Raw genomic sequence first — 19,137 nt, forward strand, 5'->3', positions numbered from 1 at the left:
AAAGTAGAAATTAAGTAGAATCGAGAAGAAATCTCACAAGCTGTCTATGGAATGGGCTGATTTTCTAGCCAATGAAGCTGCTACTAATAGCTTATCCCCAGAGCAAACGGCAGCTTTTGTAGAGCGATTGAAGACTGAAAACTCAGGTAAGAGTGAGGCAAAACTTGCCAGCGAGTTGAACATTGGTGCGGCTGCTTTCAAAAAGCGGATGGCTGAGGTATATGACAAATTCGCCAAGAGTTATCCTGAATTAGCCACTTCTAATAGTCGCGGTAAGCTGGAAAAGTTACGGGCTTGTTTGACAAACAAATATAATGGCGGGCAAGATGTTCGCCCCACAATTAAAGAAATTCATCAAAATATTCCCCCTGCTGTCCCATTTGAAAAATTTGTGGGACGTGAGGCGGAACTAGAAAAACTGCACGAGCAATTACAAACATCTTGGCAAGTTGCCATTGTAGCTGTGGCGGGTATGGGTGGAGTAGGCAAAACTGAACTCGCTACTCAATACGCCAAACAGCATTTGCAGAATTATCAAGGTGGGGTTTGCTGGTTATCTGCACAAGCAATAGATATCGGAAGCCAGATTCTCATATTTGCTGAATTAAAATTTAAACTCATTGCACCGGACGATTGGGAATTAGCAGATAGGCTAAGATACTGCTGGCAAAATTGGCAACAAGGTGAAGTACTGCTGGTGTTTGATGATGTCACCGACTACAAAACACAGGTTCAGCCTTATCTACCCCCAGAATCAACCCGGTTTAAAGTATTGCTGACAACGCGCCTGGGGTTTGATAGAACTTTGCCGCAATTACCTTTGGGTGTTCTCAAACCATTGGCGGCGATGAAATTATTAAAATCGCTGGTTGATAGAGAACGGCTTAAAAGTGAACCTTGGGTTGCGAGAGAAATTTGTAAATTCTTGGGATATTTGCCTTTGGCGTTAGAGTTGGTGGGGCGATATCTGGATACAATGCCGGATTTGTCTCTGGAAAAACTGCTGAAGCGGCTAGAGAAAAAGCGACTGGAACACGAAGCAATAGCCAAGGCTAACCCATTGATGCGTTATGAATACGGCGTTGCTGAAGCTTTTGCATTGAGTTGGGAACAATTGGATGAGAAAGCACAAAGTTTAGGCTGTTGGCTGAGTTTGTATGCTTTGGCTGATATTCCTTTTTCTGTTGAGGGGATAAAAGATGACGAAGAACAAGAACTCTGGGAGAAAGCTATAGCTGAGTTGCGGAAACTGCATTTAATACAATGGCAAAGTAAAGGAATTTATCGTCTACATCCACTGATTCGGCAATTTTTTCAAATGAAGTTGGATGAGTCAAGTAATGCAGATGAGGTGAAAACTGCTTTTGTAGCGCAGATGGTAGAGGTGGCAAAGCAAATTCCTCAACAGCCTAATCGTGAAGATATTTTCAACCTCACTCTACATATCCCCCACCTTGCAGAAGTTGCAACCTACCTATCCCAATATCTCAGCGACGAGGATTTAATTGCGCCTTTCACAGGCTTAGGCTGGTTTTATCAAGGCCAAGGGCTTTATCAGCAAGCAGAACCTTGGTTGCAGCAGGGTGTAAAAATTGCTGAAAATCGCCTGGGTTTGGAACATCTCAATATTGCCACTAGCCTGAACAATCTAGCAGCACTTCATAAATCTACAGGACGCTACAGCGAAGCCGAACCCATGTATAAGCAGGCTTTAGAACTGACAAAACGCCTGCTGGGAGATGACCATCCTATTGTCGCCACTAGCTTGAACAATCTGGCAGAAATCTACCGTTATACAGGACGCTACAGCGAAGCCGAACCTCTGTATCTGCAAGTTTTAGAACTAAGACAACACCTGCTAGGAGACAACCATCTCGATGTCACCAATAGCTTGAACAATTTAGCATTACTTTACAGTTCTACAAAACGCTACAGCGAAGCCGAACTGTTGTTTCAGCAAGCTTTAAAACTAAAAAAACATCTACTGGGAGACAACCATCCTGATATTGCTATTAACCTGAACAATCTAGCTGCACTGTATAAATCTACAGGACGCTACACCGAAGCCGAATCTTTGTTTCAGCAAGCTTTGGCACTGAGAAGACGCTTACTGGGAGATAACCATCCCGATGTCGCCGCTAGCCTGAATAATCTAGCAACACTCTATCAGTCTACAGGACGCTACAGTGAAGCCGAACCCCTGCATCTAGAAACTTTAGAACTTTGGAAACGCCTGTTGGGAGACAACCATCCTGATGTTGCAACTAGCTTGAACAATCTAGCAGGACTCTACTGTTCTACGGGACGCTTCAGTGAAGGCGAACCCTTATTTGAGCAAGCTTTGGCAATTTGTGAACGTACTTTAGGTGAAGGTCATCCCGATACAATAATGGTTCGGGGAAATTATGCAAGATTTTTGAGAGAAGCATATCGCTAACGATCGCACCTTTTCTCCCCAAATCACACCAAATTGATGCCACACATCAGTAGTCGTTCAAACTTTAGCAGCGTTATTTCCCTCATAACCAAAGTACAGTAAAGAATAGAGCGTAGGTGTAGCCCGTCGTGACATCGCTTTGCGGTTTCAAATTCCAAACGCCAAATTTGAGGATAAAATTATGCGAACAGTGCCTATCCAATTACCAGAAACAGTATTTTCCGCACTTCGTAAAAATCCTGAAGAATTTATCCAAGAAATGCGAATTGCCGCCGCAGTTAAATGGTATGAATTAGGCGATATCTCACAAGCCAAAGCAGCAGAGATTGCTGGGCTAACTCGTGCTGAATTTATTAATGCCTTATCACGCTACCAAGTAGATTTTATACAATATACTGCCCAAGAGTTAGCCCAGGAACTGGCAAAAGACGTGGACTAATCCCAAGCATATCTCCTGGAATTCAACCTTTGCGTGACGCTGGTTTGTAGTTATCCGATAGTTTGGTGAATTTACTTAGACAACAAGCAGGGGAATAGCGATCGCACATCAATTCTAACTTCAAATGGCGATCGCTCCCTCTTCTCTCTTTCTTGGCGGTTTGATTCTTATGTTAATGCTTTTAAATGCTTTTATGCGAATAGGATTTATACCCCAAAGAGAGAAGATTTCCCAATGGAGACAAAGCTAGAATAAAAGTAAATATTTACAAGCTGTTTATGCAATGGGCTAATTTTCTAGCCAAAGAAGCTGCTACTAACGGCTTATCTCTAGAGCAAACGGCAGCTTTTGCAAGGTATTTTAAGACAGAAAACTTAGGAAAAAATGAAGCTAAACTTGCCAGCGAATTAAAGGTTGATATTGCTGCTTTCAGAAAGTGGATTGGTGAGGTATATGACAAGTTTGCCCAGAATTATCCTGAGTTAGCGATTTCCAACAGTCGAAACAAACTACAAAAGTTACAAGCTTTCCTGAGCGCAAAATATAATAGCGAATTGGATATCCTCAAACCATTGGCGGCGATGAAATTATTAAAAACGCTGGTGGTTCGGGAACGACTGCAACAAAAAGCTTGGTTTGCGAGAAGAATTTGTAAATTTTTAGGATATTTACCTTTAGCGTTAGAGTTAGTGGGGCGATATTTGGATAAGATACCAGATTTGTCTCTGGAAACACTGCTGAAGCGGCTAGAGAAGAAACGAGTGGAACATGAACCAGTAGTCAATGCTAACTCATTGATATCTTATGAATACGGTGTAGCTGAAGCTTTTGAATTAAATTGGGAACAATTGGATGAAAATGCACAAAGCTTTGGCTGTTTGCTAAGTTTGTGTGCCTTAGCTGACATTCCCTTATCTGTTGAGACGATAGAAGATGATCAAAAACAACAACTCAATAAGAAAGCCATAGACGATTTACTAGAATTACATTTACTACAACAGAAAAGTAAAGGAATTTATCGTCTAAATCCACTGATTCGGCAACTTTTTCAAATGAAGTTGGATCAATCAAGTGAAGCGGATGAAGCAAAAACTAAATTTGCAGCGATGATGTTAGAGGTAGCAAAGCTGATTCCGCAACAGCCTAACCCTGAAGATATTCTCAACCTCACTCCACATATCCCACATATTGCAGAAGTTGCAACTAATTTATCCCAATATCTGGGCGATGAAAATCTAATCACTCTGTTTACCAAACTAGCCTGGTTTTATCAAAGTCAAGGACTTTATCAGCAAGCAGAAACTTGGTTGCAACAGTGTGTAGAATTGACTCAAAATCGTCTCGGTTTAGAACATGCTGATGTCGCCACTAGCCTGAGCAATTTAGCATTACTCTACGAATCCACAGGACGCTACAGCGAAGCCGAACCCTTGCTTGAGCAAGCTTTAGAACTGAGAAAACGCCTGTTGGGAGAAGAAAATACCGATGTCGCTACTAACCTGAGCTATTTAGCATTAATCTACGAATCTACAGGACGCTATAGCGAAGCCGAACCGCTGTATCAGCAAGCTTTAGAACTGTGGAAACGCCTAGTGGGAGAAGAACATCCCAATGTTGCCACGAGTCTGAACAATTTAGCAGCATTGTACTGTTATACAAGACGCTACAGCGAAGCCGAACCTTTACTTAAGCAAGCTTTAAAACTGAGAAAACGCCTGCTGGGAGAAGAACATATCGATGTTGGCACTAGCCTGAACAATTTAGCACAACTCTACGAATCTACGGGACGCTACAGCGAAGCCGAACCACTGTATCAGCAAGCTTTAGAACTGAGTAAACGCTTACTGGGAAATAACCATCCTGATGTCGCTATCAGTCTGAACAATCTCGCAGCACTCTACCGTTATAGAGGACGCTATAGGAAAGCCAAACCCTTATTTGAGCAAGCTTTGAAAATTTGTGAACGGACTTTAGGTATAAGTCATCCTACTACTATGACGGTTCGGACAAACTATACAAGCTTTTTAAGAGAAGTATATAATTAGCGATCGCACCTCTGAAGGAACTTCCAAAGAATAAATATGCGTTTTTGGATGTTGGGGTTTTTGGTAGCCTCTGCGATCGCTTTTGCAATATGTTCGGCAGTTTGAGTCTTCATTTTGGTATGTTGAGCAAGCAAACAGGCATATTACTTTTTTAATTTGCCTGTTTGCTTGTTTATCGAAACAGAATTCAGGAGTCAGGAGCCAGAATTCAGAATGAATTTTGAACGAAAGAGTGGATGAATCCAGGGGTTTAAAACCCCCACTAAATCAAAGATTTAGTGGTCTTCAATCAGTGGCGGGTCTGAATCCCCCACTGATAGCGCAGCGTTAGCGAGTCAGACGCTCCTGCGTCTTCATTCTGACTCCTGAATTCTGACTTCTGAATTCTTCTTCAAGTGATTAATTTATGCACTCTGTGTGATGATGCAACCTCGGTTATTGAAAAATTGAACCATCAGGCATAATTGCCCCTGCTAAGTTAGTACCAATTAGTTTAACCAGAAGACGCTCACCAGAGCGAATCCGCGCTCCCGTCAAGTCGGCTCCTCGCAAGTCGGCGCCACTGAGATCCGCACCAATCAAATTAGCAGCACGTAAATTTGCCTCCCTGAGATCCGCTAAAAGTAGGTTTGCCCGAAATAAATTTGCTTCAGATAAATTCGCACCTCTGAGGTTGACTTTGTGCATAAAAGTATCGCTGAGATTAGCACCACTCAAATTGGCATAACTCAGATTTCTGCCAGATAAGTCTTTATTGCTCAAATTTGCCCGACTGTAGTCTTTGCCACTCAAGTCTGAGTTTTGCTTTGGTGGTTGCTGGGTTGTTTGAAATGGTTTTTCTTGTTGAGGTGGCGGTGAATTAAATGTGGTTTGAGGTTTGGTTTTTAGAGAGCGCAATTTTTCACGAGCTTCATTTATGGCTTTCAGCTTATCTTGTGCTTTCTGCTGTAAACGGAGATTGTCTTTAGGAATGCGATCGGGATGCCAAACAAAGACTAAATCTTTGTAAGCCTGGTTCACTTCCTCAAGTGTTGCTCCAGGCTCTAATTCCAAAACTCTATAGTACCGCTCCAGATCGCTCATACGATATTTTGGTGGACAATCAACTTAATTATGAGTGATGGAGCCATCTATCCGCTGCATCATTTGTTATTGATTATGGGCATTGGGCATGGAGACTGGGGATTGGGGACTGGGGACTGGGGATTGGGATAAGAGTTGTTTTCCAGTCCCTAGTGCCTCATTTCCCCATTTCTCCATCGAGCGATCGCTCTCCAATATGCTGCAACTGGAATCTGATAGACTTCAATAAAAATCCAAACAATAATTGATAAATGTGATAAAAAAGTTAATATCGTCCAAATATATGGCATCCAGGTAATGGGTTCCTTCAGATTAGCAGGAAAATAGTAAGCTACTATGCCAATTAGAGTAGTGGGAAGAATTACAAAAACTGCTGCTGCTAGTCCATAGCCCCAACCTAATTCCACACCTTCTAGCTGGCCTTCTGTCCAACTAAACCCATTCCAACGCCAAGTTAAGGGTGGTTGCCTAGAAGGCATCTTGATTTGCTGTAGTTCTAAGTTGACTGTAAAAATCTCTTGGCAAAAGTCACAAGCCATAGCTTCCATCAATGGCATGTGAGAAATCTTACCTATCCGACAGACTGGGCAGGGGTAAGCTCCATGATAGTCGAAAGATTGGGCTAAGATTTTGGAACTAGGCATAATGAAACTGATGATCCTAAAAATTTGATCTTGTCAATGAGGGCTTGGGTAAGAATAATGTATGGCGATTGTCAATTGTCTGCAATAAGCTTTCGCAAGATGAGGTCATAAGTCAGGAGAATTATATATTCTAACTTCTCAATCCTGGCTCTTTGAACTTCTAAAGGATGGAAGCCACCGCTTATAATTCTCTCTGATTTACTTAAGTTGGCTGTATTCTATTCGTTAGAAAATCGCCATATTCTCAATTTTTAGATTTTTCACCATTAATTTTTGATATTTACACTACCCATTAGTCATGACACAAAAATATTTGTAAACTTATATAAATACGGTGATATTTAAATAACAAGCCGCTTTCTTAGTCTACGCAAACAAGCAACTAATGCAAGGAGGCAGGAGGCAGGAGGTAGGGGGCAGGAGGCAGGAGTCAGGCAAGTAAGCTTTATTAGCTTTTTAACCTTTTTTTACTGGATAGTTATTTTTGCCATGCTGCACTAGTACTTCACCAAACAATTTAGAACAGGGCGTGATTTTGAATTCCCCAAAGCTTTATAGTCTTGATCCTCACAGTTGTAATGAGTCTATCGCTTTTTTATAGTTTGTGGAGGTCTTGACACTGCTTACTCTTCCTGATATTGTTACCTTATATAGGTATAGTTTTTTAGTTTTCCAGCAAAAGCCCCGCAAATGCTTAACACAAATTCCTACTTTTATTTTTGGTTTAGGGTGGTTCATCGGGAGTGAATCGAGTTTTCTAATGGAAACCGCCCGATGAACCGCAGAGCAAACTCTGCGGTTTTTGTTTTTTTAAGGAGAATTTCATCGTTATGACTTATTTCACTAGCTGGTTTTATGGCTTTTACTTTTGGCCCAGACTAAGTTCCGGGTAAATAGCGTTATGCCGATAAATCAGAACGCGCCCGGAACTTTTAAAGGTTTCGGGCTTTTTTGTATGTTATTTGGGATTGGGGACTAGGGACTGGGAAGCACAGGGGGCCATCTTCTCCCTTGCACCTTACCACTCTAACTTTTTTCCCCACTCCCTAATCCCCATTCCCCAATCCCCAATCACTAATTACTTACTTTTCAGGAGAATGAAACCATGATTAATGCCAAACTTGCCGCACAATCCCATGTGAACCACCAGACAATCGTTAAAATCTCAGAAACAGTCGCTTTCGGCGGCAAAGAACTGGTAATTATTGGCGGCCCCTGCACTGTTGAAAGCTTAGAACAAATGCAGATAGTCGCCCAAAAACTAGCTACTGCATCGGTGCATGGGTTGCGTGGGGGTGTCTACAAACCCCGGACATCTCCCTACGCTTTCCAGGGTATGGGAGTGGAAGGATTAGAGATTTTGGCAAGGGTGCGATCGCATTACAATCTGCCAGTTGTCACTGAGGTGATGTCAATTTCCCAAATTGAAGTAGTCGCCGCCCACGCTGATATGCTTCAAGTTGGTAGCCGAAATATGCAAAACTTTGACTTACTCAAAGCTTTGGGACAAGCTGGTAAACCAATACTACTCAAACGTGGTTTAGCAGCGACAATTGAAGAATTTGTCATGGCTGCTGAATATATCCTCAGCCACGGGAATCCTGATGTGGTGTTGTGCGAACGCGGTATTCGTAGCTTCGATGATTACACTCGTAACGTCCTGGATTTAGGGGCAGTAGCAGCACTCAAACAAATCACTCACCTGCCTGTGATTGTAGATCCTTCCCATGCCGTCGGTAAACGGGAACTTGTAGCACCTGTTGCTAGGGCTGCGATCGCTTGCGGTGCAGATGGATTAATTATTGAGTGTCACCCAGAACCAGAAAAATCTGTTTCTGATGCCCGTCAAGCACTTTCTTTAGAAGATATGGTGCATTTAGTTAATAGTTTAAAGCCTGTAGCAACAGCCGTTGGGCGCAGTATATCAGAAGCCGGGGCGGGTTTGGAACCTGCCCCGATTTTTTTGGCTGCCTAAATTTCAATTGAGGCGAGGCGATCGCTTGAATGTCTGAGTCAAAATATTTATTTTGGCATAAAGACAAACAGCGATCGCTTTCGTTAAAGGAAGTTGTTACTTAGGCTATTCCATTTGCTCTCAAACAATTTTGTCAACCCAATCTTGTATATACAAATAAAGTCACAATAACTTAATACCAAAGTCACAACAGTTTCACAACAATTTCTTTCCAAAAGGGTAGGCTAAAACAGCAATCATTAGTACACTAATATTTAGTTTAGCTAACTATTGTACTTGTCTAATTAGAGTTAATCGCAACCAACCATTTTGCGGAAAATGCGATGTCTAATGACAAGCTAATACGTGTCTGTGCTTCCCACTTTCCCCCAGATTGTTGATATGCGCTGTTTAGCCCCTATTCAGACAATAGAGCCTTCGCCCTTGCCTGCTCAAACTATTCCTTGTTTTCAAAGCATTATTCAAAGAGGGCAGTTCTCGCTACTTATATTAGGTCTTACCTACTTGTGTAGTGCTTGTAATGCAACTGACGCCCAATCAAGTAGCAAAGAAGCAGGGAAAAAACGAGCTGTGCCAGTGGTAGTTGCCACTGCAACTCAAAAAACGATTCCAATACAGCTATCGGCGACGGGAACGGTGGAAGCATATTCCACGGTATCTGTCAAATCTCAGGTCGGCGGACAACTTACTGGCGTCTATTTTCAGCAAGGACAGAACGTTAAGAAAGGAGACTTGTTATTTAAAATTGATTCGCGTCCTCTACAAGCCGCGCTGATGCAAGCTAATGCTGCCAAAGCCAAAGATTTAGCGCAGGTAAAACAGACACAGGCAAATGTGTTAAAAGCGATCGCCCAAGTGAACCAGGCAAAAGCGAATGTAGTGAAGGATAAGTCCCAGGCAACAAATGCAGATGTGCAAGCTCAACGTTATGCTAGTTTGCTCAAGGAAGGGGCAATCAGTAAAGAACAGGCTGAACAATATCAGACCAGTGCTGCGGCTCAACAGGCGACTGTGAAGGCAGATCAAGAGGGAGTGGCAAATGCTCAGGCAGCGATCGCAGCAGCCCAAGCAGATGTACAAAATGCCGAGGCAGTGGTAGTGGCAGATGAAGCTGCGATCGACAATGCCAAAGTTCAGCTTTCCTACAGTTCTATCTACTCACCAATTGCTGGACGCACAGGTAGCCTGAAGCTAAATCAAGGAAACTTGGTACAGGCGAATGCCGATGATCCGCTAATTACAATCAGCCAAATTCGACCGATTTACGTCAACTTTTCCATTCCTCAACGACTGCTGCCAGATATCAAAAAATACAGTGCTAATAACGGCAAGTTAAAAGTCGATGCTTTACCTCCTAAAGATCCAGGGCATCCAGTACAAGGCGAACTCACTTTTGTCGATAGTGGAGTCAATACCCAAACAGGCACAATTCAACTTAAGGGTACTTTTGCCAACGCTGATGAGCGCCTGTTTCCGGGGCAATTTGTCAATGTAGTACTCAAACTCAGCGAAGAACCAAATGCCATTACTGTTCCTTCCCAGGCGGTACAAAGTGGACAGCAAGGGCAGTTTGTGTATGTAGTCAAACCTGACAAAACAGCAGAAATTCGTCCAATTACCGTAGGTGACACCGTTGGGAATGAAACGGTAATTAAGCAAGGCTTGAAACCAGGCGAACAAGTAGTCACTGATGGACAATTCAACCTAGTACCTGGTGCCACAGTCCAAGTGAAACCGGAAGTAGGAAGCAGAAGGGCAGAGGTGATGGAAAAGATGACCAATGACAAATGACAAATGACAAATGACAAATGACAAATGACAAATGACCAATGACCAATGACAAACTACTAAGATGAACATTTCGGAGCTATTTATCCGGCGTCCAATCATGACAACCCTAGTTATGGTTGGCATTTTGATATTTGGGCTGATCAGTTACCAACAGCTACCCGTTAGCGACCTGCCTAATGTAGATTATCCGACACTCCAGGTAACAGCTAACCTGCCTGGAGCTAGTCCAGAAACGATGGCTGCTTCTGTAGCAACTCCTTTAGAGCAGCAGTTTTCTAGTATAGCGGGATTGAGTTCAATGAACTCTACCAGTTCTTTGGGTACTACACAGCTGACGCTGCAATTTGACCTGAATCGGGATATCGACGGTGCAGCATTGGATGTGCAGTCTGCTATTTCTAAGGGAGCGAAGCAGTTACCGACTAATATGCCTAATCCCCCATCTTACCGAAAGGTAAATCCGGCGGATCAGCCAGTGCTTTATATCTCCCTCAACTCGTCTATTCTGCCCCTATCAACTGTAGACAAGTATGCTGAGACATTGCTGGCACAACGTCTATCAATGGTGGATGGGGTAGCGCAGGTGCAGGTGTTTGGTTCCCAAAAATACGCGGTACGAATTCAGCTTGATCCGGAATCGCTGAGTGCTAAGGGGATAGGAATTGATGAAGTAGCAAGTGCGATCGCAAATGGAAATGTTAATCTACCTACTGGCACACTTTACGGTCAACAGCAGAATTCTACAATCCAAGCAAACGGTCAACTTAACGATGCCGCCAGCTATCGCTCCCTAAATGTGGCCTATCAAAATGGCGCACCAGTGCAGCTAGGCGAACTGGGTCAAGTCCTGGACAGTGTAGAAAATGACAAAATAGCAAGTTGGTATTTTCCTGTCAAAAAGGAGAGTAAGGAAGCAGGGGACAAGTCCTCAATCCAAAATCCAAAATCTAAAATCCAAAATTCTGGCGTTCGGGCGATTGTTTTAGCAATTCAGCGCCAACCGGGAACTAATACTGTTCAAGTAGTGGATGCAATTAAGAAATTGCTACCCACCTTCCGCACACAGATTCCGGCGGCTGTGAACATGGATATTCTCTACGATCGCTCCCAGTCAATTCGCGAGTCGGTGGATGATGTACAATTCACGCTGTTGCTCACCATCGCTCTGGTGGTGCTGGTAATCTTTTTGTTTCTCCGCAATATCTCTGCTACAGTCATTCCCAGTTTGGCAGTACCGCTTTCGATCGTAGCGACTTTTGGAGTCATGGTGCTACTGGGCTTCTCTCTCGATAACCTATCACTGATGGCGTTGACCCTTTCAGTTGGCTTCGTGGTTGATGATGCCGTAGTCATGCTAGAGAACATTGTCCGCCACATGGAAATGGGTGAAAGCCGTATGGAAGCCGCCCTAAATGGTTCTAAAGAAATTGGTTTCACAATTTTATCTATGACCATCTCCTTAGTGGCAGTATTTATCCCGATACTGTTCATGGAAGGCATTTTGGGGCGACTATTCCGTGAGTTTGCCGTTACAATCAGCGTTGCAATCTTAGTATCTGGCGTAATATCCCTAAGTTTAACGCCAATGCTGTGTTCCAGATTCTTGAGTCCACCTCATCATGAGCAAGATAGTGAGGAGGATGAGGGAGCAGGGGAAGATGAGGGAGAAATTCTTAATTCCCAGTCCCCAGTCCCTAGTCTCCAATCCCGAATCCAAAATTTCAACCGTCGTCTCTACAATTTTTCAGAAAATATCTTTAATGTGATTTTGGGCGGATACGATTGGAGTTTGAAGAAATCACTCAAGTATCACCGCACGACAATGGTGATTTCGGGAGCGATTCTTGTAGCAACAGTGTATCTATTTATAATTGTGCCTAAAGGGTTTGTTCCCAACGCAGATGTTGGACAAATCACTGCAACTACTCAAGCATCAGAGGATATATCCTTTGATGAGATGGTAAAACATCAACAAGCTGTAGCTGCGATCGCTTATCGTGATCCTAATGTCGATTCTATCAACTCTAGTGTGGGGGCTGGCGGGCCAAATGCTTCCGCTAATGCTGGCAGAATTTTAATCGAACTTAAGCCCCGCCATGAGCGCCATCTCAGTGCTGATGAAGTTGTGCAGGAACTCCGACCGAAGTTGTCAGTTGTGCCTGGAATCAAGGTTTTCTTGCAAAATCCTCCAGCCATTAATGTCGGTGGCCAACAGACAAAAGCACAGTATCAATTTACTCTGCAAACTCCCAATATCCAGGAGCTTTACCAGTATGCTCCAGCCCTGGAAAACAAGCTCCGCACAATGTCAGATTTACAAGATGTCAACAGCGATTTGCAAATTAAGAATCCTCAAGTAAAAGTAGACATCAACCGCGACCAAGCTTCGGCTCTAGAGTTGACGGCTAATCAGATTGAAACTGCTCTGAGTAATGCCTATGGTACTCGCCAAGTTTCCACCATCTACGCCCCTGATAGCCAGTACCAAGTAATTATGGGTGTGGAACCAAAATATCAACAAAATTCCAATGCCCTAGATTTACTTTCAGTTCGTACCCCCAGTGGGCAACTCGTACCTCTCAATGCTGTAGCAACCTTGAGCAAAGATGTAGGCCCCTTGACTATAAACCACAAAGGGCAACTGGCATCTGTCACCTTCTCCTTTAACCTCAAACCAGGAGTATCGCTCGGTAATGTCACCGGGAAAATTGAGCAAATCGCCCGTCAAACACTACCACCAACTATCAGTACAGCCTTCCAAGGTTCCGCACAGGCATTCCAGTCATCAATTCAGGGCTTAGGAATGTTATTGCTGGTTGCCATCTTAGTGATTTATATCGTTTTGGGGATTCTCTACGAAAACTTCATTCACCCGCTGACAATCCTTTCTAGCTTACCCTCCGCTGGATTTGGGGCAATACTAACCCTATTGCTGTTTCAAGTTGACTTGAATATTTACGCCTTCGTGGGCATCATCCTGTTGGTTGGCATTGTGAAGAAAAACGGGATCATGATGGTTGACTTTGCAATTATTGCCCGTCAAAATGGCAAAACTCCTTATGATGCTATTTATGAAGCTTGCTTAGTGAGGTTCCGCCCCATCATGATGACGACAATGGCAGCACTCATGGGTACACTGCCTATCGCCCTCGGTTTGGGAGCCGGTGCAGATACACGTCGTCCCCTTGGTTTAGCTGTAGTTGGGGGGTTGGTGTTCTCGCAGTTTCTCACACTTTATTTGACGCCCGTTTTCTACACCTACATGGAGTCTTGGCAAACCAAACTTCAAAAACGCAATTGGCGCAAACAGGCAATTTGACACTTCTCTGATATCGTGTTTGGCTAAAGACTTATCATTTAGACATCAGGGGGCAAGAGACTTTTTCGATTTGCGATCGCGATTATCTCTTATGGAAAACTAAAAGCGATCGCTCCTTTCTGAAATTTGAGGTTTGCCGAACTAAGTAATAATAATTACTCTCCCTGTATCTAAATCGTAACGACCCCCCACAATTTTCAATTTTCCCGCCTCCACCTGCTCAGTTAAAAGCTTTGATCGCTTCAACCGTTCAATTTGATATTGCACATTTGCCACAACAGCGTTTTCAACCGCATCACCCGGCTGATCTTTGACCTTTTTTAGGGCTGGCTTAATTGCCTTCACAAAAGTACTAATATCACCGGGTAACGATTCGTTTTGTACAGCGGCGGTTACAGCCCCACAACGCTCATGACCCATTACCATCAGCAGCGGACTACCTAACAATACAACCGCATATTCAATACTGCCAAGCGCTTCATGTGTGGCAATATTTCCGGCAATCCGAACATCAAAAATATCCCCAATGCCTTGGTCAAAAACAATTTCTGCGGGCACTCGTGAATCCGCACAACTGAGGATGGTTGCAAATGGATGTTGAGCTTGAGCAACTTCCTGCAACCGCAACGCAGATTGATCCGGGTATTGGGGATGATGATCAACAAATCGCTGATTTCCCTCTACCAGCTTTTGTAAGGCTGCATCGGGACTAAGGGATTGAGTGGGGGCTGGGTGAATTTCGTCAGCTTTAGCCTGTTCTACCCGCCAGAGTAAATCGCTGGCAGATAACATCATCCCAAATGCCCCGGTCATTCCTAACTTTAAAAAGTCACGACGTTCTATGAAATGCTTCATTGAATTTATAACTCTCTTACATTGACGCAACACATCTGACAGAGCGAATCTCCATCACATCAGAAACGTAGCAAGTACCCCCGAACTTGTTGAGAAGTGGTTTGATATTTTCTACAACAGGCTTGAGTTGTTCTGGCATACAAAAGGCCAGGATGTAAACATTATCAAGCATAGTCATGTCTAAATCTTCTGTTGTTCCTTGTAATCCTTTACCAGCAACATTTCGGATTACGGCATGATTATGTACACCCGACTTGTCTAAATTATCTAAAATTTTGGCAAGCTCAAAGGAGTTGGCGATAATTTCTATCTTTTTAACTACGTGCATATTATTAGCTCCAAAATAGGTTAATTCCGTAGAGATATAGCGGAATTCCCACAATAATATTGAACGGAAATGTCACCGCTAAAGCGGTAGAAACATACAGGCTGGGATTTGCTTCTGGAACAGTCATCCGCATCGCCGCTGGAACAGCAATATAAGAAGCGCTGGCACACAATACAGCGAATAACAGCGAATCTCCGCGAGGCATACCGATGAATTTGGCAATTACCAACCCAATGCCTGCATTGAGTATAGGAATTAGTATGGCAAATAAAATCAGGAAAACTCCGGTTTTTTGCAAGTCTTTAATTCTTCTAGCAGCGACCAATCCCATGTCCAGTAAAAAGAAGGTGAGAACGCCATAAAATAACCCTTGAGTAAAGGGTTCTAATACTTTCCAACCGTGTTCTCCTGTCAAGACACCTATAAAGAGACTGCCAACTAGGAGAAAAACTGAACTATTAAGAAATGCTTCTTGTAAAACTTCCGGCCACGATAAGTCCCGCTTTCCATCGGCGGCGAATATATTCACCAAAATTAGACCAACTATAATCGCTGGGGATTCCATCAGGGCAAGGGCTGCTACCATGTAACCATCAAAAGTGATGCCAAGCTCAGTCAAAAAGGCGCTAGCTGTAATGAAGGTGACGGCACTGATCGAACCGTAGGTTGCTGCGATCGCAGCCGCATCGTAAGTATCCAATTTCCACTTCAGGATAAAAAAGGTATAAATTGGAACAATGCAAGCCATCATCATTGCTGCCGCGAGTGTTAGAATTACTTCCTGAGTTACACCGCTTTTGATTAGTTCTACGCCTCCCTTAAAACCAATGGCAAACAGCAGATACAACGAAAATAGTTTGGGTATTGGTGCAGGAATTTCTAGATCAGACTTGACAAAAACAGCAATCATGCCTAAAAAGAAAAACAGGATTGGCGGATTCAAAATATTGGATACAATTAAGCTCAAATCCATATCCACCCCTCCTTGTATTGGTTAAACCTGAAATTAAAGAAATTTTTCATCTTTAAAAATTTAAAGGTTGAATCATGATGTATCGTGTATCGTTACCCAATGTCAATTGGGTACTCAAGGAGTGAATCGTCCTATTGGTGACAATACTTATTGGTTAGGTGTTAAACAGCGCTGAGAACGGAAAAAGTGAGAGCTTGCCCAACATTTTTTGATGTTGGATTCCCCGTCGCTGATCTTACGACAGAAAGTGTAAGAAGAACTCGCGATCAACCTATTTAGCGTAGAAAAAATTAACGTATTGTAGGGGCAATTCATGAATTGCTCCTGCACAAACCTTGGTTAAATCCCAGGATTTTTTGATTTACAACAGTTTTGTAAATCCTGCTTGCTCAAAATGACGGTTAGATGTAAAGGCTTGAGTAATCCAGGCAGATGTGAAGACAAAAACTTTCGTCAAGGTTATGATTCTCGCTTTGGCATTCCATAGAGATAATGGTCATGCTGCTGTGCCAAATCGCTAATATCTGTATCAACTGCACAGTTTTTAATCAACTGCCTCAGCTTATCCCAATCTGAGTCTTCTGGAGTTGCTGGCTGAGGTGTGCGGTTTTCTTCGACAAACACAATTATAACTGACTGCCCTTCATGCCCTTCAATTGGTTCGTTAGGATGAACTACACCGTTTTGGAATGTGCCTTTGACTGACAGCATAGCTTTTTCTTACTTCTACATAAATCATGATACAGTACCATTCTGGTTAAGAAGATTGCTACACAATCTTTGTTGACCAAGTTTCGTTAAGATATTGTAACCTGGGCAATAGCAACTCTCTATTGATGTGACGCCAGGCGTAGGCCTAGCCCGTCGGAGACATCGCTTTTTCACATCCATGACAACAACCATCGACTTTCTCAGTCACCTTAACCCTAGCCAACGTCAAGCCGTCGAACACTACTGCGGCCCGTTGCTAGTTGTTGCTGGCGCGGGTTCCGGTAAAACACGAGCGCTGACTTATCGCATTGCGAATCTGATTCTGAAACACCGTGTTGATCCAGAAAATATCCTGGCGGTTACTTTTACCAACAAAGCTGCGCGAGAAATGAAAGACCGGGTTCAACGCCTGTTTGCAGAACAACTGGCGATGAAACAACACGGTCAGCGATTGGATTTGTTGACAGAATATCAACAAACCCAACTGCGATCGCAAGTTTACAAAAGTACTATCAAAGATTTGTGGTGTGGCACTTTCCACAGTCTATTTTCTCGTATTCTCCGTTTTGATATTGAAAAATACGTAGACGAAAAAGGACGGCGTTGGAATCGCAATTTCTCTATTTTTGATGAATCAGATGTGATGACTCTGATTAAAGAAATTGTTAATAAACAGCTAAATTTAGACGATAAGAAGTTTGACGCCCGCTCTGTTCGCTACGCTATTAGTAACGCGAAAAATCAAGGTTTATCGCCCCAAGAATTTGAGCAAGACCAACCCAATTATCGCGGACGGGTAATTGCCCAAGTCTACAATTTATATCAAGATAAATTAGCCCAAAACAACGCTCTCGACTTTGATGATCTTATTCTTGTACCGACTATATTATTTCAGCAAAATGAGCAAGTATTGGGTTACTGGCATCGTAAATTTTGCCATATCCTTGTAGATGAATATCAGGATACTAACCGCACTCAGTATCAACTCATCCACTTATTGGTGACTAACGGCGAAACCAGAAAGAGCGAATGGGAATGGCAAAATCGCTCAGTTTTCGTTGTTGGCGATGCAGACCAATCAATTTATAGCTTTCGGATGGCAGATTTCACCATCTTACTTGGATTTCAGGAAGATTTTGGTGATGGTTTAGTAGATGATGACACTCAAACGATGGTTAAGCTGGAAGAAAACTATCGTTCTTGTGAAAATATTCTGCAAGCGGCGAATGAACTAATTGAAAATAACACCCAACGGATTGATAAAATCCTCAAAGCGACGCGGGGGCCGGGTGAGCAGATTACTTGTCACAAAGCCGATGAGGAACTTGCAGAAGCGGCATTTGTGATTAATCAAATTCGTACTTTAGAAAACCAAAATCCAGAGTTGAACTGGGGTAGTTTTGCCATACTTTATCGCACAAACGCCCAATCTCGTCCTTTTGAACAATTGTTAGTAGAAAAACAAATTCCTTACACGATTGTAGGAGGAATTAAGTTTTACGATCGCAAAGAAATCAAAGATGTCATCGCGTATTTAAGAGCGGTCGCTAACCCATCTGATACAGTAAGTTTATTACGAGTTATTAATACTCCTCGGCGGGGAATTGGTAAAGCAACGATTGATGCTTTAGAAAATGCCTCTAATGAATTAGGGATGACTCTGTGGGAAATTCTCATCGACGAAACCTCAGTTAATACATTAGCTGGAAGGTCTGCGAAAGCGGTAAATAACTTTGCTAAAATGATTCAGAGTTGGCAAGAACAAATTGCAACAGTTTCCGTTCCTGAGCTTGTAAACATAGTGCTGGAAGACTCTGGTTATATCCAAGATTTGCAAAGCAAAGATACAGATGAGAATGAAGAACGGATAAGAAATGTTCAGGAACTTTACAATGCTGCAATCGAATTTCAAGAAGAAGAAGAAAACGAAGATGTTTCCTTACAAAACTTTCTTAGCGACAAAGCCGTAAATCCTGATGATAAATTAAAAGAAGGGCAAACAGCCGTTTCTTTAATGACTTTGCACGCTTCCAAAGGTTTAGAATTTCCCGTGGTATTTTTGGTGGGATTGGAACAAGGGCTATTTCCCGGTTACCGTTCGCTGGGCGATCCCGCATCTTTGGAAGAAGAACGCCGCTTGTGTTATGTGGGGATTACTCGCGCCCAAGAAAGGTTATTTTTATCACACGCGCGGGAACGTCGTTTGTATGGTTCTCGTGAACCTGCGATGCGATCGCAATTTCTCGACGAATTACCAGAAGAGTTATTATCTACCAAACGCGCAAGCCGTCAAAGTTATACCAAAAGCGCTTCTACTTCTAATGGTAAACAAGACTCAACACAGAATTGGCAAGTGGGCGATAGAGTATTACATAAAACTTTTGGGCTTGGTGAAATCACGCATGTATTTGGAACAGGTAATAAAATGTCTGTAGCAATTAAATTTGCCAGCTTGGGGCAGAAAATTGTTGATCCAAGAGTAGCACAGTTGCAAAAAGTTTGAAAATAAAACCATAGATTCCCAACTTTTCAAAAAA

At 42.9% G+C, this 19,137-nt stretch carries 13 protein-coding genes; 7 read left to right on the forward strand and 6 right to left on the reverse strand.

The window, feature by feature from the left end:
• Window positions 1-46: 46 nt before the first annotated feature.
• The 3 genes from HUN01_RS12755 to HUN01_RS12765 all read left to right on the forward strand — a co-directional run bounded on the left by HUN01_RS12755 (window position 47) and on the right by HUN01_RS12765 (window position 4,921).
• Window positions 47-2,437, forward strand: coding sequence for a tetratricopeptide repeat protein (locus tag HUN01_RS12755; RefSeq protein WP_181931582.1), 2,391 nt, complete (start codon window positions 47-49; stop codon window positions 2,435-2,437).
• Between the two features lie 181 nt (window positions 2,438-2,618).
• The gene (locus tag HUN01_RS12760) at window positions 2,619-2,876 is read left to right on the forward strand and encodes a UPF0175 family protein (protein WP_181931583.1); all 258 of its coding nucleotides are present in this window, start codon (window positions 2,619-2,621) and stop codon (window positions 2,874-2,876) included.
• 278 nt (window positions 2,877-3,154) lie between these two features.
• Entirely contained in the window at window positions 3,155-4,921 is a 1,767-nt protein-coding gene (locus HUN01_RS12765; protein WP_181931584.1) for a tetratricopeptide repeat protein, read from the forward strand.
• A gap of 435 nt (window positions 4,922-5,356) precedes the next feature.
• On the opposite strand, the gene HUN01_RS12770 is transcribed toward HUN01_RS12765, so the two are convergent.
• The gene (locus HUN01_RS12770) at window positions 5,357-6,004 is read right to left on the reverse strand and encodes a pentapeptide repeat-containing protein (protein WP_069068944.1); all 648 of its coding nucleotides are present in this window, start codon (window positions 6,002-6,004) and stop codon (window positions 5,357-5,359) included.
• Between the two features lie 149 nt (window positions 6,005-6,153).
• Window positions 6,154-6,648 carry a hypothetical protein gene (locus HUN01_RS12775; RefSeq protein ID WP_181931585.1) on the reverse strand — a complete coding sequence of 165 codons (495 nt, stop codon included), beginning with the start codon at window positions 6,646-6,648 and terminating at the stop codon, window positions 6,154-6,156.
• A 1,105-nt stretch (window positions 6,649-7,753) separates the two neighbouring features.
• Between HUN01_RS12775 and aroF the strand changes: the two genes are divergently transcribed.
• The 3 genes from aroF to HUN01_RS12790 all read left to right on the forward strand — a co-directional run bounded on the left by aroF (window position 7,754) and on the right by HUN01_RS12790 (window position 13,733).
• Complete coding sequence (gene aroF / locus HUN01_RS12780) at window positions 7,754-8,623, forward strand: 3-deoxy-7-phosphoheptulonate synthase (RefSeq protein ID WP_181931586.1); 870 nt, start codon at window positions 7,754-7,756, stop codon at window positions 8,621-8,623.
• A 351-nt stretch (window positions 8,624-8,974) separates the two neighbouring features.
• Window positions 8,975-10,414 (forward strand): efflux RND transporter periplasmic adaptor subunit, encoded by a 1,440-nt coding sequence (locus tag HUN01_RS12785; RefSeq protein WP_238846236.1) that lies wholly within the window; start codon window positions 8,975-8,977, stop codon window positions 10,412-10,414.
• Window positions 10,415-10,475: 61 nt separating this feature from the next.
• Entirely contained in the window at window positions 10,476-13,733 is a 3,258-nt protein-coding gene (locus HUN01_RS12790) for an efflux RND transporter permease subunit (protein ID WP_181931587.1), read from the forward strand.
• 141 nt (window positions 13,734-13,874) lie between these two features.
• Here HUN01_RS12790 and HUN01_RS12795 read toward each other — a convergent pair whose 3' ends face one another.
• From HUN01_RS12795 to HUN01_RS12810, 4 genes are all read right to left on the reverse strand, one after another.
• Window positions 13,875-14,588, reverse strand: coding sequence for a carbonic anhydrase (locus HUN01_RS12795; RefSeq protein ID WP_181931588.1), 714 nt, complete (start codon window positions 14,586-14,588; stop codon window positions 13,875-13,877).
• A 16-nt stretch (window positions 14,589-14,604) separates the two neighbouring features.
• Window positions 14,605-14,916 carry a P-II family nitrogen regulator gene (locus HUN01_RS12800; protein ID WP_069068948.1) on the reverse strand — a complete coding sequence of 104 codons (312 nt, stop codon included), beginning with the start codon at window positions 14,914-14,916 and terminating at the stop codon, window positions 14,605-14,607.
• A gap of 4 nt (window positions 14,917-14,920) precedes the next feature.
• Window positions 14,921-15,889 carry a sodium-dependent bicarbonate transport family permease gene (locus tag HUN01_RS12805; protein ID WP_181931589.1) on the reverse strand — a complete coding sequence of 323 codons (969 nt, stop codon included), beginning with the start codon at window positions 15,887-15,889 and terminating at the stop codon, window positions 14,921-14,923.
• A 459-nt stretch (window positions 15,890-16,348) separates the two neighbouring features.
• Window positions 16,349-16,600, reverse strand: coding sequence for a hypothetical protein (locus tag HUN01_RS12810; protein WP_181931590.1), 252 nt, complete (start codon window positions 16,598-16,600; stop codon window positions 16,349-16,351).
• A 178-nt stretch (window positions 16,601-16,778) separates the two neighbouring features.
• Here HUN01_RS12810 and pcrA point away from each other — a divergent pair, with 178 nt between their 5' ends.
• On the forward strand, window positions 16,779-19,103 hold the full coding sequence (pcrA, locus tag HUN01_RS12815) for a DNA helicase PcrA (RefSeq protein WP_181931591.1): 2,325 nt from the start codon (window positions 16,779-16,781) through the stop codon (window positions 19,101-19,103).
• Window positions 19,104-19,137: the final 34 nt, after the last annotated feature.

Source organism: Nostoc edaphicum CCNP1411, assembly GCF_014023275.1.
Taxonomy (GTDB): Bacteria; Cyanobacteriota; Cyanobacteriia; order Cyanobacteriales; family Nostocaceae; genus Nostoc; species Nostoc edaphicum_A.

What these genes read in the sequence shown, in the direction of transcription:
- HUN01_RS12765 (WP_181931584.1), top strand. Translation starts at nt 3,155, where the DNA reads ATGCAATGGGCTAATTTTCTAGCCAAAGAAGCTGCTACTAACGGCTTA.
- HUN01_RS12760 (WP_181931583.1), top strand. Translation starts at nt 2,619, where the DNA reads ATGCGAACAGTGCCTATCCAATTACCAGAAACAGTATTTTCCGCACTT.
- aroF (WP_181931586.1), top strand. Translation starts at nt 7,754, where the DNA reads ATGATTAATGCCAAACTTGCCGCACAATCCCATGTGAACCACCAGACA.
- HUN01_RS12770 (WP_069068944.1), bottom strand. Translation starts at nt 6,004, where the DNA reads ATGAGCGATCTGGAGCGGTACTATAGAGTTTTGGAATTAGAGCCTGGA.
- HUN01_RS12805 (WP_181931589.1), bottom strand. Translation starts at nt 15,889, where the DNA reads ATGGATTTGAGCTTAATTGTATCCAATATTTTGAATCCGCCAATCCTG.
- HUN01_RS12810 (WP_181931590.1), bottom strand. Translation starts at nt 16,600, where the DNA reads ATGCTGTCAGTCAAAGGCACATTCCAAAACGGTGTAGTTCATCCTAAC.
- HUN01_RS12795 (WP_181931588.1), bottom strand. Translation starts at nt 14,588, where the DNA reads ATGAAGCATTTCATAGAACGTCGTGACTTTTTAAAGTTAGGAATGACC.
- HUN01_RS12800 (WP_069068948.1), bottom strand. Translation starts at nt 14,916, where the DNA reads ATGCACGTAGTTAAAAAGATAGAAATTATCGCCAACTCCTTTGAGCTT.
- pcrA (WP_181931591.1), top strand. Translation starts at nt 16,779, where the DNA reads ATGACAACAACCATCGACTTTCTCAGTCACCTTAACCCTAGCCAACGT.
- HUN01_RS12790 (WP_181931587.1), top strand. Translation starts at nt 10,476, where the DNA reads ATGAACATTTCGGAGCTATTTATCCGGCGTCCAATCATGACAACCCTA.
- HUN01_RS12755 (WP_181931582.1), top strand. Translation starts at nt 47, where the DNA reads ATGGAATGGGCTGATTTTCTAGCCAATGAAGCTGCTACTAATAGCTTA.
- HUN01_RS12775 (WP_181931585.1), bottom strand. Translation starts at nt 6,648, where the DNA reads ATGCCTAGTTCCAAAATCTTAGCCCAATCTTTCGACTATCATGGAGCT.